This window comes from Caulobacter sp. SRI_008 (assembly GCF_057586355.1).
Window position 1 is genome coordinate 333,817 of record NZ_JBYCZS010000001.1, and the last position, 15,864, is coordinate 349,680.

Annotated in this window: 17 protein-coding genes; 12 read left to right on the plus strand and 5 right to left on the minus strand. The window is 69.3% G+C overall.

The window, feature by feature from the left end; all coding sequences use genetic code 11:
• Positions 1–88: 88 nt before the first annotated feature.
• Positions 89–2,881, minus strand: a complete 2,793-nt coding sequence (locus tag AC2YHT_RS01560) for a TonB-dependent receptor (RefSeq protein ID WP_487287838.1) — start codon at positions 2,879–2,881, stop codon at positions 89–91.
• A 187-nt stretch (positions 2,882–3,068) separates the two neighbouring features.
• On the opposite strand from AC2YHT_RS01560, the gene AC2YHT_RS01565 reads away from it, so the two are divergent.
• From AC2YHT_RS01565 to purQ, 9 genes are all read left to right on the plus strand, one after another.
• Positions 3,069–3,824 (plus strand): DeoR/GlpR family DNA-binding transcription regulator, encoded by a 756-nt coding sequence (locus AC2YHT_RS01565; protein WP_487287839.1) that lies wholly within the window; start codon positions 3,069–3,071, stop codon positions 3,822–3,824.
• A complete protein-coding gene (locus tag AC2YHT_RS01570) occupies positions 3,824–4,654 on the plus strand; it encodes an endonuclease/exonuclease/phosphatase family protein (RefSeq protein ID WP_487287840.1) in 831 nt (276 codons plus the stop codon). The genes AC2YHT_RS01565 and AC2YHT_RS01570 overlap by 1 nt, the downstream gene beginning before the upstream one ends.
• Before the next feature lie 105 nt (positions 4,655–4,759).
• A complete protein-coding gene (locus AC2YHT_RS01575) occupies positions 4,760–5,149 on the plus strand; it encodes a DUF2946 family protein (protein WP_487287841.1) in 390 nt (129 codons plus the stop codon).
• Between the two features lie 96 nt (positions 5,150–5,245).
• Entirely contained in the window at positions 5,246–7,297 is a 2,052-nt protein-coding gene (locus tag AC2YHT_RS01580; RefSeq protein ID WP_487287842.1) for a TonB-dependent receptor family protein, read from the plus strand.
• 2 nt (positions 7,298–7,299) lie between these two features.
• Entirely contained in the window at positions 7,300–8,634 is a 1,335-nt protein-coding gene (locus AC2YHT_RS01585; protein WP_487287843.1) for a PepSY-associated TM helix domain-containing protein, read from the plus strand.
• Positions 8,635–8,637: 3 nt separating this feature from the next.
• Positions 8,638–9,072, plus strand: coding sequence for a copper chaperone PCu(A)C (locus AC2YHT_RS01590; RefSeq protein ID WP_487287844.1), 435 nt, complete (start codon positions 8,638–8,640; stop codon positions 9,070–9,072).
• Positions 9,072–9,647 (plus strand): SCO family protein, encoded by a 576-nt coding sequence (locus tag AC2YHT_RS01595; protein ID WP_487287845.1) that lies wholly within the window; start codon positions 9,072–9,074, stop codon positions 9,645–9,647. Before AC2YHT_RS01590 ends, AC2YHT_RS01595 begins: the two co-directional genes overlap by 1 nt.
• Positions 9,648–9,706: 59 nt before the next feature.
• Complete coding sequence (locus AC2YHT_RS01600; RefSeq protein WP_487287846.1) at positions 9,707–10,192, plus strand: DUF3291 domain-containing protein; 486 nt, start codon at positions 9,707–9,709, stop codon at positions 10,190–10,192.
• A 56-nt stretch (positions 10,193–10,248) separates the two neighbouring features.
• Positions 10,249–10,911 (plus strand): phosphoribosylformylglycinamidine synthase subunit PurQ, encoded by a 663-nt coding sequence (gene purQ, locus AC2YHT_RS01605; RefSeq protein ID WP_487287847.1) that lies wholly within the window; start codon positions 10,249–10,251, stop codon positions 10,909–10,911.
• An 89-nt stretch (positions 10,912–11,000) separates the two neighbouring features.
• Here purQ and AC2YHT_RS01610 read toward each other — a convergent pair whose 3' ends face one another.
• The 3 genes from AC2YHT_RS01610 to AC2YHT_RS01620 form a co-directional block, all read right to left on the minus strand.
• Positions 11,001–11,147 carry a hypothetical protein gene (locus AC2YHT_RS01610; RefSeq protein WP_487287848.1) on the minus strand — a complete coding sequence of 49 codons (147 nt, stop codon included), beginning with the start codon at positions 11,145–11,147 and terminating at the stop codon, positions 11,001–11,003.
• Between the two features lie 135 nt (positions 11,148–11,282).
• The gene (locus AC2YHT_RS01615; protein ID WP_487287849.1) at positions 11,283–11,678 is read right to left on the minus strand and encodes a type II toxin-antitoxin system VapC family toxin; all 396 of its coding nucleotides are present in this window, start codon (positions 11,676–11,678) and stop codon (positions 11,283–11,285) included.
• Positions 11,675–11,938, minus strand: coding sequence for a type II toxin-antitoxin system VapB family antitoxin (locus tag AC2YHT_RS01620; RefSeq protein ID WP_487287850.1), 264 nt, complete (start codon positions 11,936–11,938; stop codon positions 11,675–11,677). The genes AC2YHT_RS01615 and AC2YHT_RS01620 overlap by 4 nt, the downstream gene beginning before the upstream one ends.
• Before the next feature lie 66 nt (positions 11,939–12,004).
• On the opposite strand from AC2YHT_RS01620, the gene purL reads away from it, so the two are divergent.
• The 3 genes from purL (at position 12,005) to AC2YHT_RS01635 (ending at position 15,383) form a co-directional block, all read left to right on the plus strand.
• Complete coding sequence (gene purL / locus AC2YHT_RS01625; RefSeq protein ID WP_487287851.1) at positions 12,005–14,212, plus strand: phosphoribosylformylglycinamidine synthase subunit PurL; 2,208 nt, start codon at positions 12,005–12,007, stop codon at positions 14,210–14,212.
• A 33-nt stretch (positions 14,213–14,245) separates the two neighbouring features.
• Complete coding sequence (locus AC2YHT_RS01630; protein WP_487287852.1) at positions 14,246–14,602, plus strand: hypothetical protein; 357 nt, start codon at positions 14,246–14,248, stop codon at positions 14,600–14,602.
• Between the two features lie 112 nt (positions 14,603–14,714).
• The gene (locus tag AC2YHT_RS01635; RefSeq protein ID WP_487287853.1) at positions 14,715–15,383 is read left to right on the plus strand and encodes a phytanoyl-CoA dioxygenase family protein; all 669 of its coding nucleotides are present in this window, start codon (positions 14,715–14,717) and stop codon (positions 15,381–15,383) included.
• Between the two features lie 6 nt (positions 15,384–15,389).
• Here AC2YHT_RS01635 and AC2YHT_RS01640 read toward each other — a convergent pair whose 3' ends face one another.
• Positions 15,390–15,842, minus strand: a complete 453-nt coding sequence (locus tag AC2YHT_RS01640) for a MaoC family dehydratase (RefSeq protein ID WP_110121286.1) — start codon at positions 15,840–15,842, stop codon at positions 15,390–15,392.
• Positions 15,843–15,864: the final 22 nt, after the last annotated feature.

The window sequence follows — 15,864 nt, forward strand, 5'->3', positions numbered from 1 at the left end:
TTTGGAGATCGGCCCGCCGGACGGGAGGCGTCCGGCGGGCCTGGTTCCAGGCGTCTGGGGAACGGCGACGCCTGGAAGGTCTTGTCGCCTAGAAGGTCTTCTTGAAGGTCAGCAGGGTGGTGCGGCCGGAGTCGACCACGTCCGACAGGGCCAGGCTGTGCTCGCCGATGTGCGACCAGTAGCTGTAGTCCTTCAGCAGGTTGGCCACCGACAGATCGACCTTGAAGCCGTTGTCGAAGGCGTAGCCGACGTGCAGGTCGACGCTGCGTAGCGGACGGACCCACAGGTTGTCCCACTGGCCGGCCTGATCGAGCACGTCGTACGAGGCGAGGTACGCGCCGGTGTAGTGGTAGATCAGGTCCACGCTCAGGCCGCCGCGCTGGTAGAACAGTTGGGCGTCGGCCAGCCAGTCGGGGGCGTTCTGGATGCGGTTGTCGATCCCGTCGCCCAGGTCGACGCTGGTCCACTGGCGGGTGACGTTGACGCCGGCGCCCAGGCCGCTGAGCAGGCCCGGCAGGTCGGTGAACTTCTGGCGCAGTTGCAGTTCCAGGCCGTAGACGTCGCCGTCGCCGCCGTTGGTCGGCTGGCTGATGGTGGTCTTGCCCTCGGTGTAGGTGTCGGAGTTCACCGAGCTGGAGCCGTTGTCGTACATGTAGTCCGACAGGCGCTTGTAGAAGGCGCCGACCATGGCGTAGCCGCCCTTGCCGCTGCTCCATTCCCCCGACAGGTCGAGGTTGATGGCGCGGATCGGCTTCAGGTCGGGATTGCCCCGGGTGATGGTGACGTTGCCGTCGTCGCCGACCTGGCGGCGCTCGCCGCCGGCCAGTTGGACGAAGGCCGGGCGGGTGTAGGACGTCCACACCGAGCCGCGATAGACGCTCGCGTCACTGGGGCGCCAGGTGACGAACACGCTGGGCAGCACCTCGTTGTACTCGGTGCTGTTGAAGCCCCACGAACCAGTCTGCTCGCCGGCGCTGGTGGTCGGGATCACCCAGTAGGTGTTGTCGATCTTGGTGTGCTCGTAGCGCAGGCCCGGAACCACCTCGACGTCGCCGAAGCGGTAGTTGGCCATGGCATAGACCGAGGCCACCGCCTCGTCGCCCTTCTGGGTGTTGCAGTTCATGTTGTTGACGAAGTTCGACCCGCAGGTGTCGAAGCTGGCGGCCGTCTTGTACTTGTAGAAGTAGTCGACCAGCGCCTGGTGGTTCACCTTCGGCACGCGCCAAGCGTACTCACCCGGGAACACCTGGTCGTAATAGCCGGTGGCGATGCCCAGGCTGGCCCAGGTGACGCCGGCCTGGCCCAGCAGGTTGGCGAAGTGGTCGTTGGTCCAGTCGCGGTTGGTCACCCGGCGGTGGCTGTCGACGTACTTGCCGCCCAGCTTGATCCACTGCAGCGCGCCGCCCTCGAACACCCGCTTGGCGTCGAACTTGAAGCCGTACTTCTCCTGGCCGCTGTACTGCTCGGTCAGCTGGCCGGCGCGGCGCGCGAGAAGCGCGGTGTTGGCGTTGTTGAGGGTGTCATAGATGGCCTGGGTGAACAGCGGCTGGGGCAGGTTGTCGGAATAGCCCATCGACAGGCCGCCATAGGCCAGGTTGGAGCCGCTGTTGTACTTGTCGCTCTGGTTGATGCGGACCGAGGCCTCGATGTGGTCGGGGCGGTCGTTGTCGCCCTCGCTGTAGAAGACCTGCGGCGACAGGGTCCAGGCGCCCAGGGTCTTGTCGAAGCCCAGCTGCACCGTGCCGAGGTCGGCCTCTTCGGGGTTGGTCTCGTACCAGACGCGGGTCGAGATCGCGTCGACGCTGAGATTGTAGCGGCCGCTGCCGGCGACGGTTTCCTTGTAGCTCTTGCTGGCGCTGACGAACTGGCTGAGCGTGGAGTTCTGCTCGGTCTTGGCGAAGGCGTAGGAGCCGCGCAGATAGGCCTTCAGCGTGTCGTCCGGACGCCATTCCAGCGTGAAGTTGCCGCCCCAGCGCTCGGTGTAGCCGTTGGAGACGCCGACGTTCAGGCCGGTCTGGGTGATGTTCTTCTCGGGATCCAGGCCCGGATAGCTGTTGCCGGCCGCGTCCTTGACCAGATAGCCCCAGCCGCCGTCGTTGGTGGCGGCCATGACGCCGGCCATCTCGCTGTTGGCGTAGCTGCGCTTGTCGTAGAAGGCGCTGGCGTAGACGCCGAAGGTCTGGTCCGGACCGAAACGATGGGCCCACTCGGCCGACAGGCCGCCGCCCAGGCCTTCGTCGCCATAGTCGCGGGCGCGGCTCTCGATGCGGCCCGAGGCGGTCATCGAGCCATTGAAGTCGTTATGGAAGTTGAAGGCCGAGGGCGTGCGGAAGTCGACCGTGCCGCCGATGGCGTCGCCGTCCATGTCGGCGGTCGAGGTCTTGTTGAGCACGATGGTGTGCAGGCCCGACGGCGGCAGCAGGGAGAGCTGCACCTGGCGGCTGTAGGGCATGCCCTGGGCCACGTTGACGCCGTTGATCATGTTGACGTTGAACTCGGCGTTCATGCCGCGGATCGAGACGAACATGCCCTCGCCGCGCGAGGCGCCGTCGATGCCGCCGAAGAACGACGAGCCAGTGTTCATGACGTTGACGCTGGGCATCATGCCCAAGGCCTCGGCCACGTTGTGCACCGCCGTGTGCTCCAGGTCCTCGGCCGACAGCATCGAGACCGCGGTCGCGGACTTCAGCTGCGCCTGGGCGGCGTCGTTGCGGTTGGCGACGATGACCACCGAGTCGATCTCGGTGGGATCGGCGGCGGCGGTCTCGGCCGCTTGCGCCTGAGCCCCGGCGGCCACGGCCGCGCCCAGGACGGCGCTGGCCAGCAGGACGCGCTTGAAGCGGTGCGGCGCGGCAAGGCGCGAAAGGTTGAAACGTTGCATGAGGCCCCTCTCGACGTCGCATCGGGCGACGGGGGCCTAGTACGGGGGCCACAACAAGATTCTGTGACGATTCTGCGGAAAATTCACAAAACGCAAAGTTCAGACACATCAATCTCACATTTATCTCGCACAAATCCCACGAACCCAACATAATCCCTCTCAGCCATCGCATCGAAGGAAGCCAGGCTTGAAACGCGAAGACCGCCAGCGCGAGATCCTGAGCCGGCTGCGTCCGGGCGAAAGCCGGGCCCTGGCCCAGATCGCCCACGAACTGGAGGTCTCCGAGGAGACCATCCGCCGCGAGCTGCGGGTGCTGGAGGCCCAGGGCTCGGTGCTCTGGACCCACGGCTCGGTGCGCCTGGCCGCCGCCACGGCAGAGGGGCCGTTCGACCGCCGCCTGCAGGAGAACGTCGCCGAGAAGACCCGCATCGCCGAGGCGGCGGCCCGCTTCGTCGGCGACGGCGACACCATCTTCATCGACGCCGGCACCACCGCCTGCTTCGTGGCTCGGGTGCTGGCCGGCGTGCGCCGCGACCTGACGGTGATCACCAACTCGCTGACCGTGGCCCAGACCCTGGGCGGCCGCAACGGCAACACCCTGTTCCTGGCCGGCGGCGAGCTGGACTACGACTACAAGGCCTTTTCCGACCACGCGGCCCAGGCCTATCTCGCCCAGTTCACCCCGCACCTGGCGATACTGACCGTCAGCGCCATCCACGCCGACCACGGCCTGATGGACCGCCACGCCCGCGAGGCCGCCATGAGCCGCATCGCCTATGGCTGCGCCGACCGGGTGCTGCTGGCCGCCGACCACACCAAGTTCGGCCGCCTGGGCCTGATCCGCACCGCCAGCGCCGACGACGTCGACATCCTGGTCACCGACCAGGCGCTCGACGAAGCCTATGCGGCGATGTTCGCCGGTTCGACCGTGGTGGTCGCGTGATGCGCGCTCTGGGTCTCGCCGCCCTGCTGCTGGTCCTTGCGCCCGCCGCCGTCCAGGCGGGCGCGCTGCGGGTGATGAGCTACAACATCCGCTACGACAATCCCGACGACGTTCCCGACTGGCGCGCCCGGCGAGGACCGATGGGCGAGCAGATCCGCCGCGTCGCGCCCGACGTGCTGGGCGTGCAGGAGGCCCTGCTGCCGATGGTCGACGACCTGGCGCGCGCCCTGCCCGGCTACGACCACTACGGCGTCGGCCGCGACGACGGGGCAGCGGCCGGCGAGAGCACGACGGTGTTCTGGCGCGCCGACCGCTTCGAGAAGGTCTCGGCCCAGACCCAGTGGTGCTCGCCGACGCCGGACGTTCCGGGCAAGGCCTATGACGCCGCCCTGCCGCGCACCTTCACCCGCCTGGTGCTGCGCGACCGGACCAGCGGTGCGCTGCTGGACGTGCGCAACGCCCATCTCGACCACCGCGGCCCGGTCTCCCGCGAGCGCTGCGCGGCCCAGATCCGCGACCTGCCGGCCTGGCCGGGGGCGCTGCTGGTGACCCTGGGCGACTTCAACAGCGGCCCCGCCGACGCCCCGCACCGGCTGCTGACCGCGCCCGACGCCCCCTATGTCGACGCCCGCGCCGTCAGCCCGACGGTTTCGGGACCCGAAGGCACGTTCAACGACTTCTCGCCGAGCCCGCCGCCCGCGCCGCCGATCGACTTCGTTTTCGCCGACCGCCGGCTGGCGGTGCGCAGCTTCGCCACCCTGACCGACACCGCTTCGGGAAAGGTGATCTCGGACCACTTCCCAGTCGTCGCCGACCTGGTCACGCGCTGACGTTCCGCATAACCCCCTTGGGGGGACAACCCAGGATGTTTCGGCTATGACTGCGGCGTGACCCGCCCGAACACCCTTGCGAGATGGCTTGCGCGCGACGCCTTCATGGCGCTCGCGGTGCTGGCGATCGTGCTCAAGGTGCTGATCCCGGCGGGCTTCATGCCGGGCGCCGAGGCCCGCAACGGCCTGCCCTTCGCCCTGGTGCTCTGCACCGCCGACGGGGCCAAGACCGTTTCGCCGGGAGAACTGCTGGACGCTCGCCAGGGCGACCAGCAGCACGACCAGAACGACGGCAAGCAGCAGCATCACGACGGCCCCTGCCCGTTCGCGACCCAGGGTCCGGCCGCGCCGCCGGTCGAGATCGCGCTCGCCGCCGAGACGCTGGTCGCCACGCAATCCGAAGCGCCCACGGCGCTGGCCCGCACCGTCGTTCCCGGCCGGGGCCTGGCCGCCCCGCCTCCGCCGGCCACCGGCCCTCCGTCCCTGCTGATCTGATCCGGCCGCATTCGGCCGGCTAGCGCCCGCGCGTCCTTTGCGACGCGCGCAGATCATCACGGCCGCCGTGCGCGGCCGAAGGACGAACAAACCACCATGAAGTCCCTTTTGCTGGCGTCCGCCGCCATGCTCGCCGTCGCGCCCGCCGCCTTCGCCGCTGACGCCGCTCCAGCCGACGCGGACACCGACGTCTCGTCGGTCATCGTCACCGCCCGTCCCAATCCCGAGGAGCCGGCCGTCGTGGCCGCCGCCCGCCGGCGCCTGTCGGAAACCCCGGGCGCGGTGTCGGTGATCTCCCAGGAATCCTTCGCTTCCCGCCAGTCGCTGGCCCTGGACGACGTGCTGCGCGACGCCCCCGGGGTCTACGCCCAGCGCAAGTGGGGCGGCGACATCCGCATCTCGATCCGCGGTTCGGGGATCGGCAACGCCAGCCACAACCGCGGCCTGCTGCTGGCCCAGGACGGCGTGCCGCTGAACGAGGCCGACGGCTACGGCGACAGCCAGGTCGCCGACCCGCTCAACACCCGCTACGCCGAGGTCTATCGCGGCGGCAACGCCCTGCGCTTCGGCGGCGCCCTGCTGGGCGGGGCGATCAACATGGTCACTCCCACCGGCAAGGACGCCGGCTACGGCGCCCAGCTCCGCGTCGACGGCGGCTCCTACGGCCTGATCCGCGAGCACGTCGCCCTGGCCCGCCAGTCCGGCGACTGGGACGTCTACGCCGCCGCCACCAACCAGACCGCCCAGGGCTGGCGCTCGCAAAGCCAGCAGAACATCCAGTTCGGCAGCCTGAACGTCGGCCGATCGTTCGGCGAGGACCGCGAGGTGCGGTTCATCCTCAACGGCTCGAACGTCAATCAGGAGATCCCCGGCGCCCTGACCCTGGCCCAGTTCGAGGCCAATCCGCGCCAGACCGCCGCCGCCAGCGCCGCCGCCGACCAGGGCCGCAACCAGCGCGGCCTGCGCGGCTCGCTGCGCACCAGCTGGCGGCTGAACGAGCAGCTGGTGTTCGAAGGCGCGGTCTATGCGGTGTGGAAGGACCTCGACCACCCGATCTTCCAGGTCATCGACCAGCAGAGCCGCAACTACGGCGCCTTCGGCCGCTTCGACTGGGACGGCCAGCTGGGCGGCCTGCGCGCCGACGCCTTCTTCGGCGCCTGGTGGCGCCAGGGCGACATGGACTCCAACTTCTACGTCAACAATCGCGGCGCCCACGGGGCGCCGACCTCGCGCACCCAGCAGAACGCCAAGGCCATGGACCTGTTCGGCGAAGGCCGCCTGTTCGTGACCGAGCAGCTGGCCGTGGTCGGCGGCGCCAGCTGGGGCCGGGCCGAGCGCGACTATGTCAGCTTCGCCGTGCCGGGCGTCTCGACGACCTTCAACCTGACGGCCGACAAGACCTATGACTGGTTCTCGCCGCGCGTCGGCCTGCTCTGGCAGAATTCGGCCGGCGACCAGGTGTTCGCCAACGTCACGCGCTCGGTCGAGCCGCCGAACTTCAGTTCGATGAGCCCGACCAACGCCGGCTTCACCCCGGTGCAGGCGCAGGAGGCCTGGACCGGCGAGGTCGGGACGCGCGGCCATCGCGGCCCGCTGACCTACGACCTGACCTTCTATCGCGCGAACCTGAAGCACGAGATGCTGCAGTACACGGTCAGCAGCACGATCCCGGCCACCACCTTCAACGCCGACAAGACCATCCACCAAGGGATCGAGGCGGCGCTGGACTGGGCCGTGGCCCCGCGCTGGCGCATCCGCCAGACCTGGACCTGGTCGGACTTCCGCTTCGACGGCGACGCCCAGTACGGCGACAACCGCCTGCCGATCGTGCCCGAGCACTTCTATCGCGCCGAGGTGCGCTACGACGGCCGGGGCGGCTGGTTCGTGGCCCCGTCGGTCGAGTGGTCGGCCAGCGACCAGTGGATCGACTACAAGAACACCAAGGCTGCGCCGGCCTACGCGATCCTCAACCTCAACGCCGGTTGGAAGGCCACCGACAAGGTCTCGCTGTTCCTCGACGCCCGGAACCTCACCGACAAGGCCTATGTCTCCAACACCCAGGCCGCCACGGTGTGGACGGCCTCGAGCGCGGTGCTGTGGCCCGGCGACGGCCGCTCGGTCTATGGCGGCGTGACGGTGGCGTTCTGAGCATGGCCGCGATCGAACCAACCCCAGCCGGCGAGGTCTACCGCGCCTTCTGGCGCTGGCACTTCTACGCCGGCCTGCTGGTGCTGCCGGTGCTGATGCTGCTGGCCCTGACCGGCGGGCTGTACCTCTTCAAGGACGAGCTGACGGCGATTGTCCACCGGCCGCTGGTGGTGGTCGCCGACGGCCCCGCGACGACGCCGGTCGCGACCTGGATCGCCAACGCCGAACTGACCTCGGGCGGCAAGGTCCGGCGGCTGGTCGTGCCGGCGCGGGGCGACCGCTCGGTCCAGCTGGAGGTCGACACCGACGAAGGCCCCCGCACGGCCTATGTCGATCCCCACACCGGCCAGGCCCTGGGCGTCACCGCGCCCGGCGGCCTGATGGGCCTGGTCAAGCGGCTGCACAGCCTGGATATCGCCGGACCGGTGGCGAACCTGCTGGTCGAGGTCGTCGCCGGCTGGGCCATCGTGCTGGTGGCCACCGGGGTCTTCCTGTGGTGGCCGCGCGGCCAGGGCGGCGGAGTGGTGACGGTGCGCAGCCGTCCAGCCAGGCGCCTGTTCTGGCGCGACCTGCACGCGGTGACCGGCGCCTTCGCGGGGTTGGTGATCGTGTTCCTGGCCGCCACCGGCATGCCGTGGTCGGCCTTCTGGGGCAAGGAGGTCCGCCAGATCACCACACAGGCCGGCTGGGGTCGTCCCAAGCCGCCGGTGGCCGAGGGCCATCACGCCGGCGCGCCCGCTCCCGCCGCGCCTGCGGAAGGCGTACCCTGGGCGCTGCAGGTGCGCCCCGCACCTGTTTCCATGGCCCATCACGCCAGCCTGGACGTCGACACGATCGTCGCCAGGGCCCGCGCCGCCGGCCTGACGGGAGGCTTCACCCTGACCCTGCCCAAGGGCCACGGCGGAACCTGGACCGCCGCCTACATGCCCGACAAGGTGGAGGCCACCCGCGCCGTGTATCTCGACGGCGGCGACGGCCGGGTGCTGGCCGACCTCGGCTACCGCGACTTCGGACCGGCGGCCAAGGCCATCGAATGGGGCATCGCCGTGCACCAGGGTCAGGAATTCGGCCTCGCCAACAAGCTGGTCATGCTGGCCGGCTGCGTCGCCGTCTGGCTGCTCGGCGTCTCGGCCGTGGTGATGTGGTGGAAGCGGCGACCGAAGGGTCGCTTGGCCGCCCCTGTTCCGCCGGCCCGTCGCGGCGCCTATCTCGGACTTCTCGCGGTCGTCCTGCCGCTGGCCCTCCTCTACCCGCTCGTCGGCGCCTCGCTGGCGGCGGCGCTGATCCTCGATCTCGTCCTGCGGCGGCTGTCCCCCGCGCCGCGCCTCGGAGCCTGACTGATGAAAGCCTTCCTCCTCCCGCTCGCCGCCCTGACCCTGGCGAGCCCGGCCCTGGCCGCCCCCGCGCCGAAAGTGACCGTCGCCGACGCCTGGTGCCGCGCCGCCCCGGCCGGGGCCATGGCCGGCGGCTGCTACGTGACCCTGACCGCCAGCGCCGACGACCGCCTGGTCGCCGTCGAGACCTCCGCCGCCAAGCGCGGCGAGATCCACACCATGTCGATGGACGGCGGCGTCATGCGCATGCGCAAGCTGGCCGACGGCCTCGCCCTCCCGGCCGGCAAGGCCGTGGCCCTGAAGCCCGGCGCCGAGCACCTGATGATCATCGGCCCGAAGATCGCCCTGACGGCCGGGGCCAAGGTTCCCCTGACCCTGAAGTTCGCCAAGGCCCCGCCGGTGACGGTCCAGGCCCCGGTCCGCGCCGTGGTGAAGCATTGATGCGCGCGCTGTTCCTGGCGGCCGCGCTCGCCGCCGCCCTTCCCCTCGCCTCCTGCGGCCAGAAGGACCCGGCGCAGGCTCCGCGCTCGACGATCCAGATCGGCGGGCCGTTCAACCTCGTGGACACGAACGGCAAGCCGGTCACCGAGAAGAGCCTGCTGGGCAAGCCGACGGCGATCTTCTTCGGCTTCACCTACTGCCCCGAGGTGTGCCCGACGACCATGGCCGACATGACCGCCTGGCTGAAGGCCCTGGGTCCCGACGCCGACAAGCTGAACGTGGTGTTCGTCTCGGTCGATCCCGAGCGCGACACCCCCGCCCAGCTGAAGCTCTACCTGTCGAACTTCGACCACCGCATCCAGGGCTTCACCGGAACACCCGACGAGATCGCCAAGACCGCCAAGGCCTATCGCGTCTATTACAAGAAGGTCCCGCAGGAGGGCGGCGAGTACACGATTGACCATTCCTCGGCGATCTACCTGTTCGACGCCAAGGGCGGCTTCGTCGAGCCGATCGCCTACCAGTCGCCGCCCGACCGGGCGGAGGGCCAGCTGCGCAGGCTGCTGGGAAGCTGAGTCCTTACGTCGGCGGCCACGGCTTCCTACCTGCGCTTGGAACAAGACGGGAGGACGTCATGGCCGCCTTCGAACTGGCCCAGGTCAATATCGGCCGCCTGCGGGCGCCGATCGACGATCCGGCGATCAAGGACTTCGTCGACAATCTCGACCGCATCAACCAGCTGGCCGAGGCCTCGCCGGGCTTTGTCTGGCGGCTGAAGGGCGACGGGAACAACGCCACCGATCTTTCCGTCGGCGGCGATCCGCTGGTGATCCCCAACCTGTCGACCTGGACCGACATCCCCTCGCTGGGCGCCTATGTCTACCGCTCGGCCCATGTGGAGATCATGCGGCGGCGGCGCGAATGGTTCGAGCCGGCGGAAGGCCCGCACCTGGCGCTGTGGTGGGTTGCGGCCGGCCATCGCCCCACCGTCGAGGAGGCCGTCGAAAAGCTGGCCCTGCTGGCCGCCCATGGTCCGACGCCCGCCGCCTTCACCTTCCGCCAGCCCTTTCCCGCCCCGGCGGGCGAAACGGTCGAACCGGTGCTGGACGAATGCGCGTGAGGTTTCGGCCTTCCGGCGCCTGACATTCGATCCGAACGGTGCTACAGGCCCGCGCCATGAAAGCCGCCGTCGTCGTCTTCCCGGGTTCCAACTGCGATCGTGACTGCAAGGTCGCCGTCGAACGCTCCACCGGCGCTCGCGTCGAGATGGTCTGGCACCAGGAGACGGCCCTGCCGGACGACCTGGACCTGATCGTCCTGCCCGGCGGCTTCTCCTACGGCGACTATCTGCGCTGCGGGGCCATGGCCGCCCAGAGCCCGGTGATGCGCGAGGTCGTCTCGGCCGCCAACCGCGGCGTGGCCGTCGTGGGCATCTGCAACGGCTTCCAGGTGCTGACGGAAGTGGGCCTGCTGCCCGGTGCCCTGCTGCGTAACGCCAAGCTGAAGTACATCTGCAAGCCGGTCGATCTCGACATCGTCAACGGCCAGACCCGCTTCACCGCCGCCTTCGGCGAGCAGCGCGACGCGGTCATGACCGTCGGCAACGGCGAGGGCAACTTCTTCGCCGACGAAGAGACCCTCGACCGCATCGAGGGCGAAGGCCAGGTGGTGTTCCGCTACAAGGAAAACCCCAACGGCTCGGCCCGCGACATCGCCGGCATCGTCAACGCCGGCGGTAACGTCCTGGGCCTGATGCCCCACCCCGACCGCTCGTTCGACGCCGACCTCGGCTCGGAAGACGGCGCGATCCTGTTCCGCAGCGTCTTCCAGAGCGCCTGAGGCTACAACTGCCCGCCGCCCACGAAAAAGGGCCGGCGGAGCGAACGCCGGCCCTTCCTCCGATGGAGCGCTGCTAACGCTCAGTCCATTCAGCGTTCGCGGTCGCGATCCGGCTGATTTTCCTGGCCGCCCGGGTTGCGGCCCGGTTCATTCTGGCGCTGCTGTTGCTGCTGGCCCGGGGCCTGTCGCTGCGGGTTCTGCTGCTGTTGCTGCGGATTGCGGTTTTGGTCGCCCATGGGCTTCTCCTCTTCGGTCCGCGCGCTGGCTGCGCACGAGACAGAAAACGGGCCGGGGAGTCACCGCGTTCCTCCGGCGGAGCTGCCTTAGTTCCTGCTTAGCTAATGTTTTCGCAGGTGTTTTCGCGCCATGCGTCAGAGCGCCGAGCGGATGTCGGTATGGGCGAAGTCGTCGCCTTTGTAGAGCAGCGGCGCGTTCAGCGACTTGGCCAAGGCGTAGGAAAAACAATCGCCCAGGTTCAACCTCGCCGGATGACGGCCCTTGCCGAAGGTCATTGCCGCCTCGATCGCCAGACGCGCGTGCGGCCGATCGACATCGACGACCTCGATCCCGAGCATCTGCAAATCCCTGTCGAGCTCGTGCGAGACGATCTCCGGCACGAAGACCTTGGCGTAGACGTGGGCGGCCTCGACCACGCTGGCGGCGGACATCGCCTTGCGCGGCTGTGCGAGCAGGACCGAGAGAAACGTCTCGCGCTCGGGCTCTTTCAGAACGATGGCCGCCAACGCCGACGTATCGACGACGATCAACGGGGCAGGCCCTGCTCGTCATAGAGTTCGGCGTCGATCTCGGCGGCTGTCTTGTCGGAGATTCGAGGCCGCGCATCGACCTCGCGCAACCAGGCCTCGATCTCGGCATATCGATCGGTCTGCGCCTGCGGCTCCAGCCCCAGCGCCTTCAGCGTATCGGCCAGCGCATTGTGGATCGCGTCGGTCAGACTGACGCCCGTGGCCTCGGCCACCTGGCGCGCGAGCTGCTCCGTCTCGGCCCGCTTGATGCTGATGCCCATTCTAGAACCACCTTCAGCTTTCTAGAATATAGCGGAATCCCCCCAGCCGCGCTAGAAGGCGCGCCCATGAGCGCACCCTCCACCGCCCCCGCCAAGTCCATGGCCGATACGGCCGCCGAATTCGGTTTGAAGCCCGAGGAGTACGCGGTCGTTCTCGACCGCCTGGGCCGCGAGCCCAACCTCGTCGAGCTGGGGGTGTTTTCGGTGATGTGGTCCGAGCACTGCTCGTACAAGTCGTCGAAGAACCAGCTGAAGAAGTTCCCGATCAGCGGCCCGCGGGTGATCTGCGGCCCGGGCGAGAACGCCGGCGTCATCGACATCGACGACGGCGACGCGATCATCTTCAAGATGGAGAGCCACAACCACCCGTCCTACATCGAGCCCTATCAGGGCGCGGCGACGGGCGTGGGCGGCATCATGCGCGACGTCTTCACCATGGGCGCGCGTCCCATCGCCCTGCTGAACGCCCTGCGCTTCGGCGAGCCGGGCCACGCCAAGACCAAGCGCCTCGTGGACGGCGTGGTCGCCGGCATCGCCGGCTACGGCAACTGCGTGGGCGTGCCCACGGTCGCCGGCGAGACCAACTTCCACAAGGGCTACAACGGCAACATCCTGGTCAACGCCATGTGCGTGGGCCTGGCCAAGTCCGACAGCATCTTCTACTCGGCCGCCCCGGGCGCTGGCCTGGCGGTCGTCTATTTCGGCTCCAAGACCGGCCGCGACGGCATCCACGGCGCGACCATGTCGTCGGCCGAGTTCTCGGAGGACTCCGAAGAGAAGCGCCCGACCGTCCAAGTCGGCGACCCCTTCGCCGAAAAGCTGCTGATCGAGGCCACCCTCGAACTGATGGCCACCGGCGCCGTCGCCGCCATCCAGGACATGGGCGCGGCGGGTCTCACGTCTTCGTCGGTCGAGATGGCCGGCAAGGGCGGCGTCGGCATCGAGCTGAACATGGACATGGTCCCGCAGCGCGAGACCGGCATGTCGGCCTACGAGATGATGCTGTCGGAAAGCCAGGAGCGCATGCTGGCGGTCCTGAAGCCCGGCCGCGAGCAGGACGGCCACGCCATCTTCGAGAAGTGGGGCCTGGACGCCGCCGTCATCGGCTACACCACCGACACCGGCCGCCTGGTGCTCAAGCACCACGGCGAGACGGTCTGCGACGTGCCGCTGGCTCCGCTGTTCGACGACGCGCCGCTCTATGACCGTCCGTGGACCGAGCCCAAGGTCGACGCCCGCCTCGACCCCGGCCACGTGCCCGCCCCCGAGAACTGGGAAGAGGCCGTGCTGAAGGTCATCGGCTGCCCCGACATGGCCTCCAAGCGCTGGCTGTGGGAGCAGTACGACCGTCACGTCATGGCCGACACCCTGGAAGACAGCGCCACCGGCTGCGACGCCGGCATCGTGCGCATCCACGGCACCGGCAAGGCCGTGGCCGTGACCAGCGACTGCACCCCGCGCTACGTCCAGGCCGACCCGTACGAGGGCGGCAAGCAGGCCGTCGCCGAAGCCTGGCGCAACCTGACGGCCGCCGGCTCGCTGCCCATCGCCATCACCGACAACCTGAACTTCGGCAGCCCCGAAAAGCCCGAGACCATGGGCCAGATCGTGCGCGCCACCGACGGCATGGCCGAGGCCTGCCGCGCTCTGGACTTCCCGGTCGTGAGCGGCAACGTCAGCCTCTACAACGAGACCAACGGCGTCGCCATTCCGCCGACCCCGACCGTCGGCGCCGTCGGCCTGCTGACCGATTTCGACCTGCGCACGGGCTTCGGCAACGTGGCCGAAGGCGACACCCTGGTGCTGATCGGCGAGACGCACGGCGAACTGGGCGCCTCGATCTATCTGCGCGAAATCCTGGGCCGCGAGGACGGCGCCCCGCCGCCGGTCGACCTGGCGGTCGAGCGCAAGAACGGCGACTTCGTGCGCGGCCTGATCGGCTCGGGCCTGGTGGCCGGCGTGCACGACCTGTCGGACGGCGGCCTGCTGGTCGCCGCGGCCGACATCGCCCTGGCCAGCAAGGTCGGGATCACCCTGAACGCCTCCAGCCACGCCCACGCCCATCCGTATCTCTTCGGTGAGGACCAGGCCCGCTACCTGCTGGCGACGCCCGATCCGGACGCCCTGCTGGAAGCGGCCAAGGAAGCCGGCGTGCACGCCAACATCGCGGGCGTGGCCGGCGGCGAGGCCTTCGCCTCGACCGGCCTGTTCTCGATCCCGCTGGCCAAGCTGCGCGAGACGAACGAAGCCTGGCTGCCGGCGTTCATGGGGTGAGGTGAAAACCTCGCCCTTCACCAAAGGAACGCCATGCGCCTGCCGCTGATCGCCGCCCTCCTGCTCTCCATGACCGCCTGCGCCCCGACGGCTCCGCCGCCGGGGCCAGCGCCCGTCGCTCAAGGCGACAGCGTCGAGGCCTGCTCGGCCCGGGGCGGCCAGATCGAGACCGTCGGCCGCCGCGGCCTGCCGACCTGCGTCGTGCCCTATGCCGACGCCGGCAAGGCCTGCACCAGCGGCTCGCAATGCCAGGGCGGCTGCGTGCTGGAAGGCAATCTGGAGAGCCGCGACGAACCGGTCACCGGCCAGTGCCGCCGCTCCAACGTGCAGTTCGGCTGCTACGCCAAGGTCGAGAACGGCCGCGCGACGGCGACCATCTGCGTGGACTGACGCGCCCGATCTTCGGATCGGTGTCTATTTCCACTTCAAATGGAAATTCGGACGGCTACGCTCCAGCCTGACCGCGCGCGATCTTCTCGCGGCCGAGTTTCGCAGGAGCGTGATGACCGATCTGCTGACGCCCACCAAGGTCGCTCCGCTGGACGCGGACCTGGCCGCTCTGCTCGACCACCAGGGCTATCTGCTGCTGCGCGGCGCCGTGCCCGAGGCCTGGCGCGAAGCCATGCGCGCGGCCTTCGACGCCGGCGTCGGACCGCCGGAGCAATGGGGCGCGCCCCGCGCCTTCGGCTGGCGCCACGCCCTGGTCGATCTCGACCCGACGGTGCAGAAGGCCTGCCGCGTCCCGGCCCTGCTGGGCGCCGTCGCCCGGATGATCGCCGGCCCGTTCTTCCTCAGCCAGGTCGAGGGCCGCGAACCGCTTCTGGATAACGGTCACCAGCCCCTGCACCGTGACGGCGCGGGCCTGAAGACCGTCTCGGCGATGGTCTATCTCGACCCCTACGGCCCCGAGAACGGCGCGACGCGGGTGATGTCGCGCCATCTCGACGACGGCCAGTTGGACGAGAGCCATGCCCAGGTGCTGTCGGGTGAGGCGGGAGACATCCTGGTGTTCGACGCCGACCTGCCGCACGGCGCGACCCTCAACCGCTCGGGCGCGCGACGGCGCTCCCTGCTGGTGAGCTTCATGCACGAGAGCCACCGCGCCGGCGAAGACGCCTGCCGCGCGGTCCGCACCGTGCGCATGGACACCAGCGAGATGTTTGTCCCCTAGAGGCCTCTAGGCCTTGGCGGGACGGCGGCGACGCGGGACGCGGACGGTGGCTTCGCCGTCCATGACGACGTCGTCGCCGACCAGGGCGGCGCAGGTCAGGGTCACGCGCGCGCTTTCCTGGTCGATGGCCGAGACGGTGATCCGGGCGGTGACCACGTCGCCGATGCGCACCGGCCGGTGGAAGGCCAGGGTCTGGCTGAGATAGATCGCGCCCGCGCCCGGCAGGATGGTGCCGACCACCGCCGAACCGAACGACGCCGACAGCAGGCCATGGGCGATACGGCCGCGATAGGCGGTCTTGGCTGCGAAGGCCTCGTCCACGTGCACCGGATTGAAGTCGTCCGACGCCTCGGCGAACAGCTGGATGCGCTCTTCGGTGACGGGCACGAGCTTTTCGGCCGTCATGCCGACGAAGAGCTCTTCGAGGATGTATCCGCCGGAGGGATGTTGTTCGATCATGACGCGGCGTTAGCACGGGTCG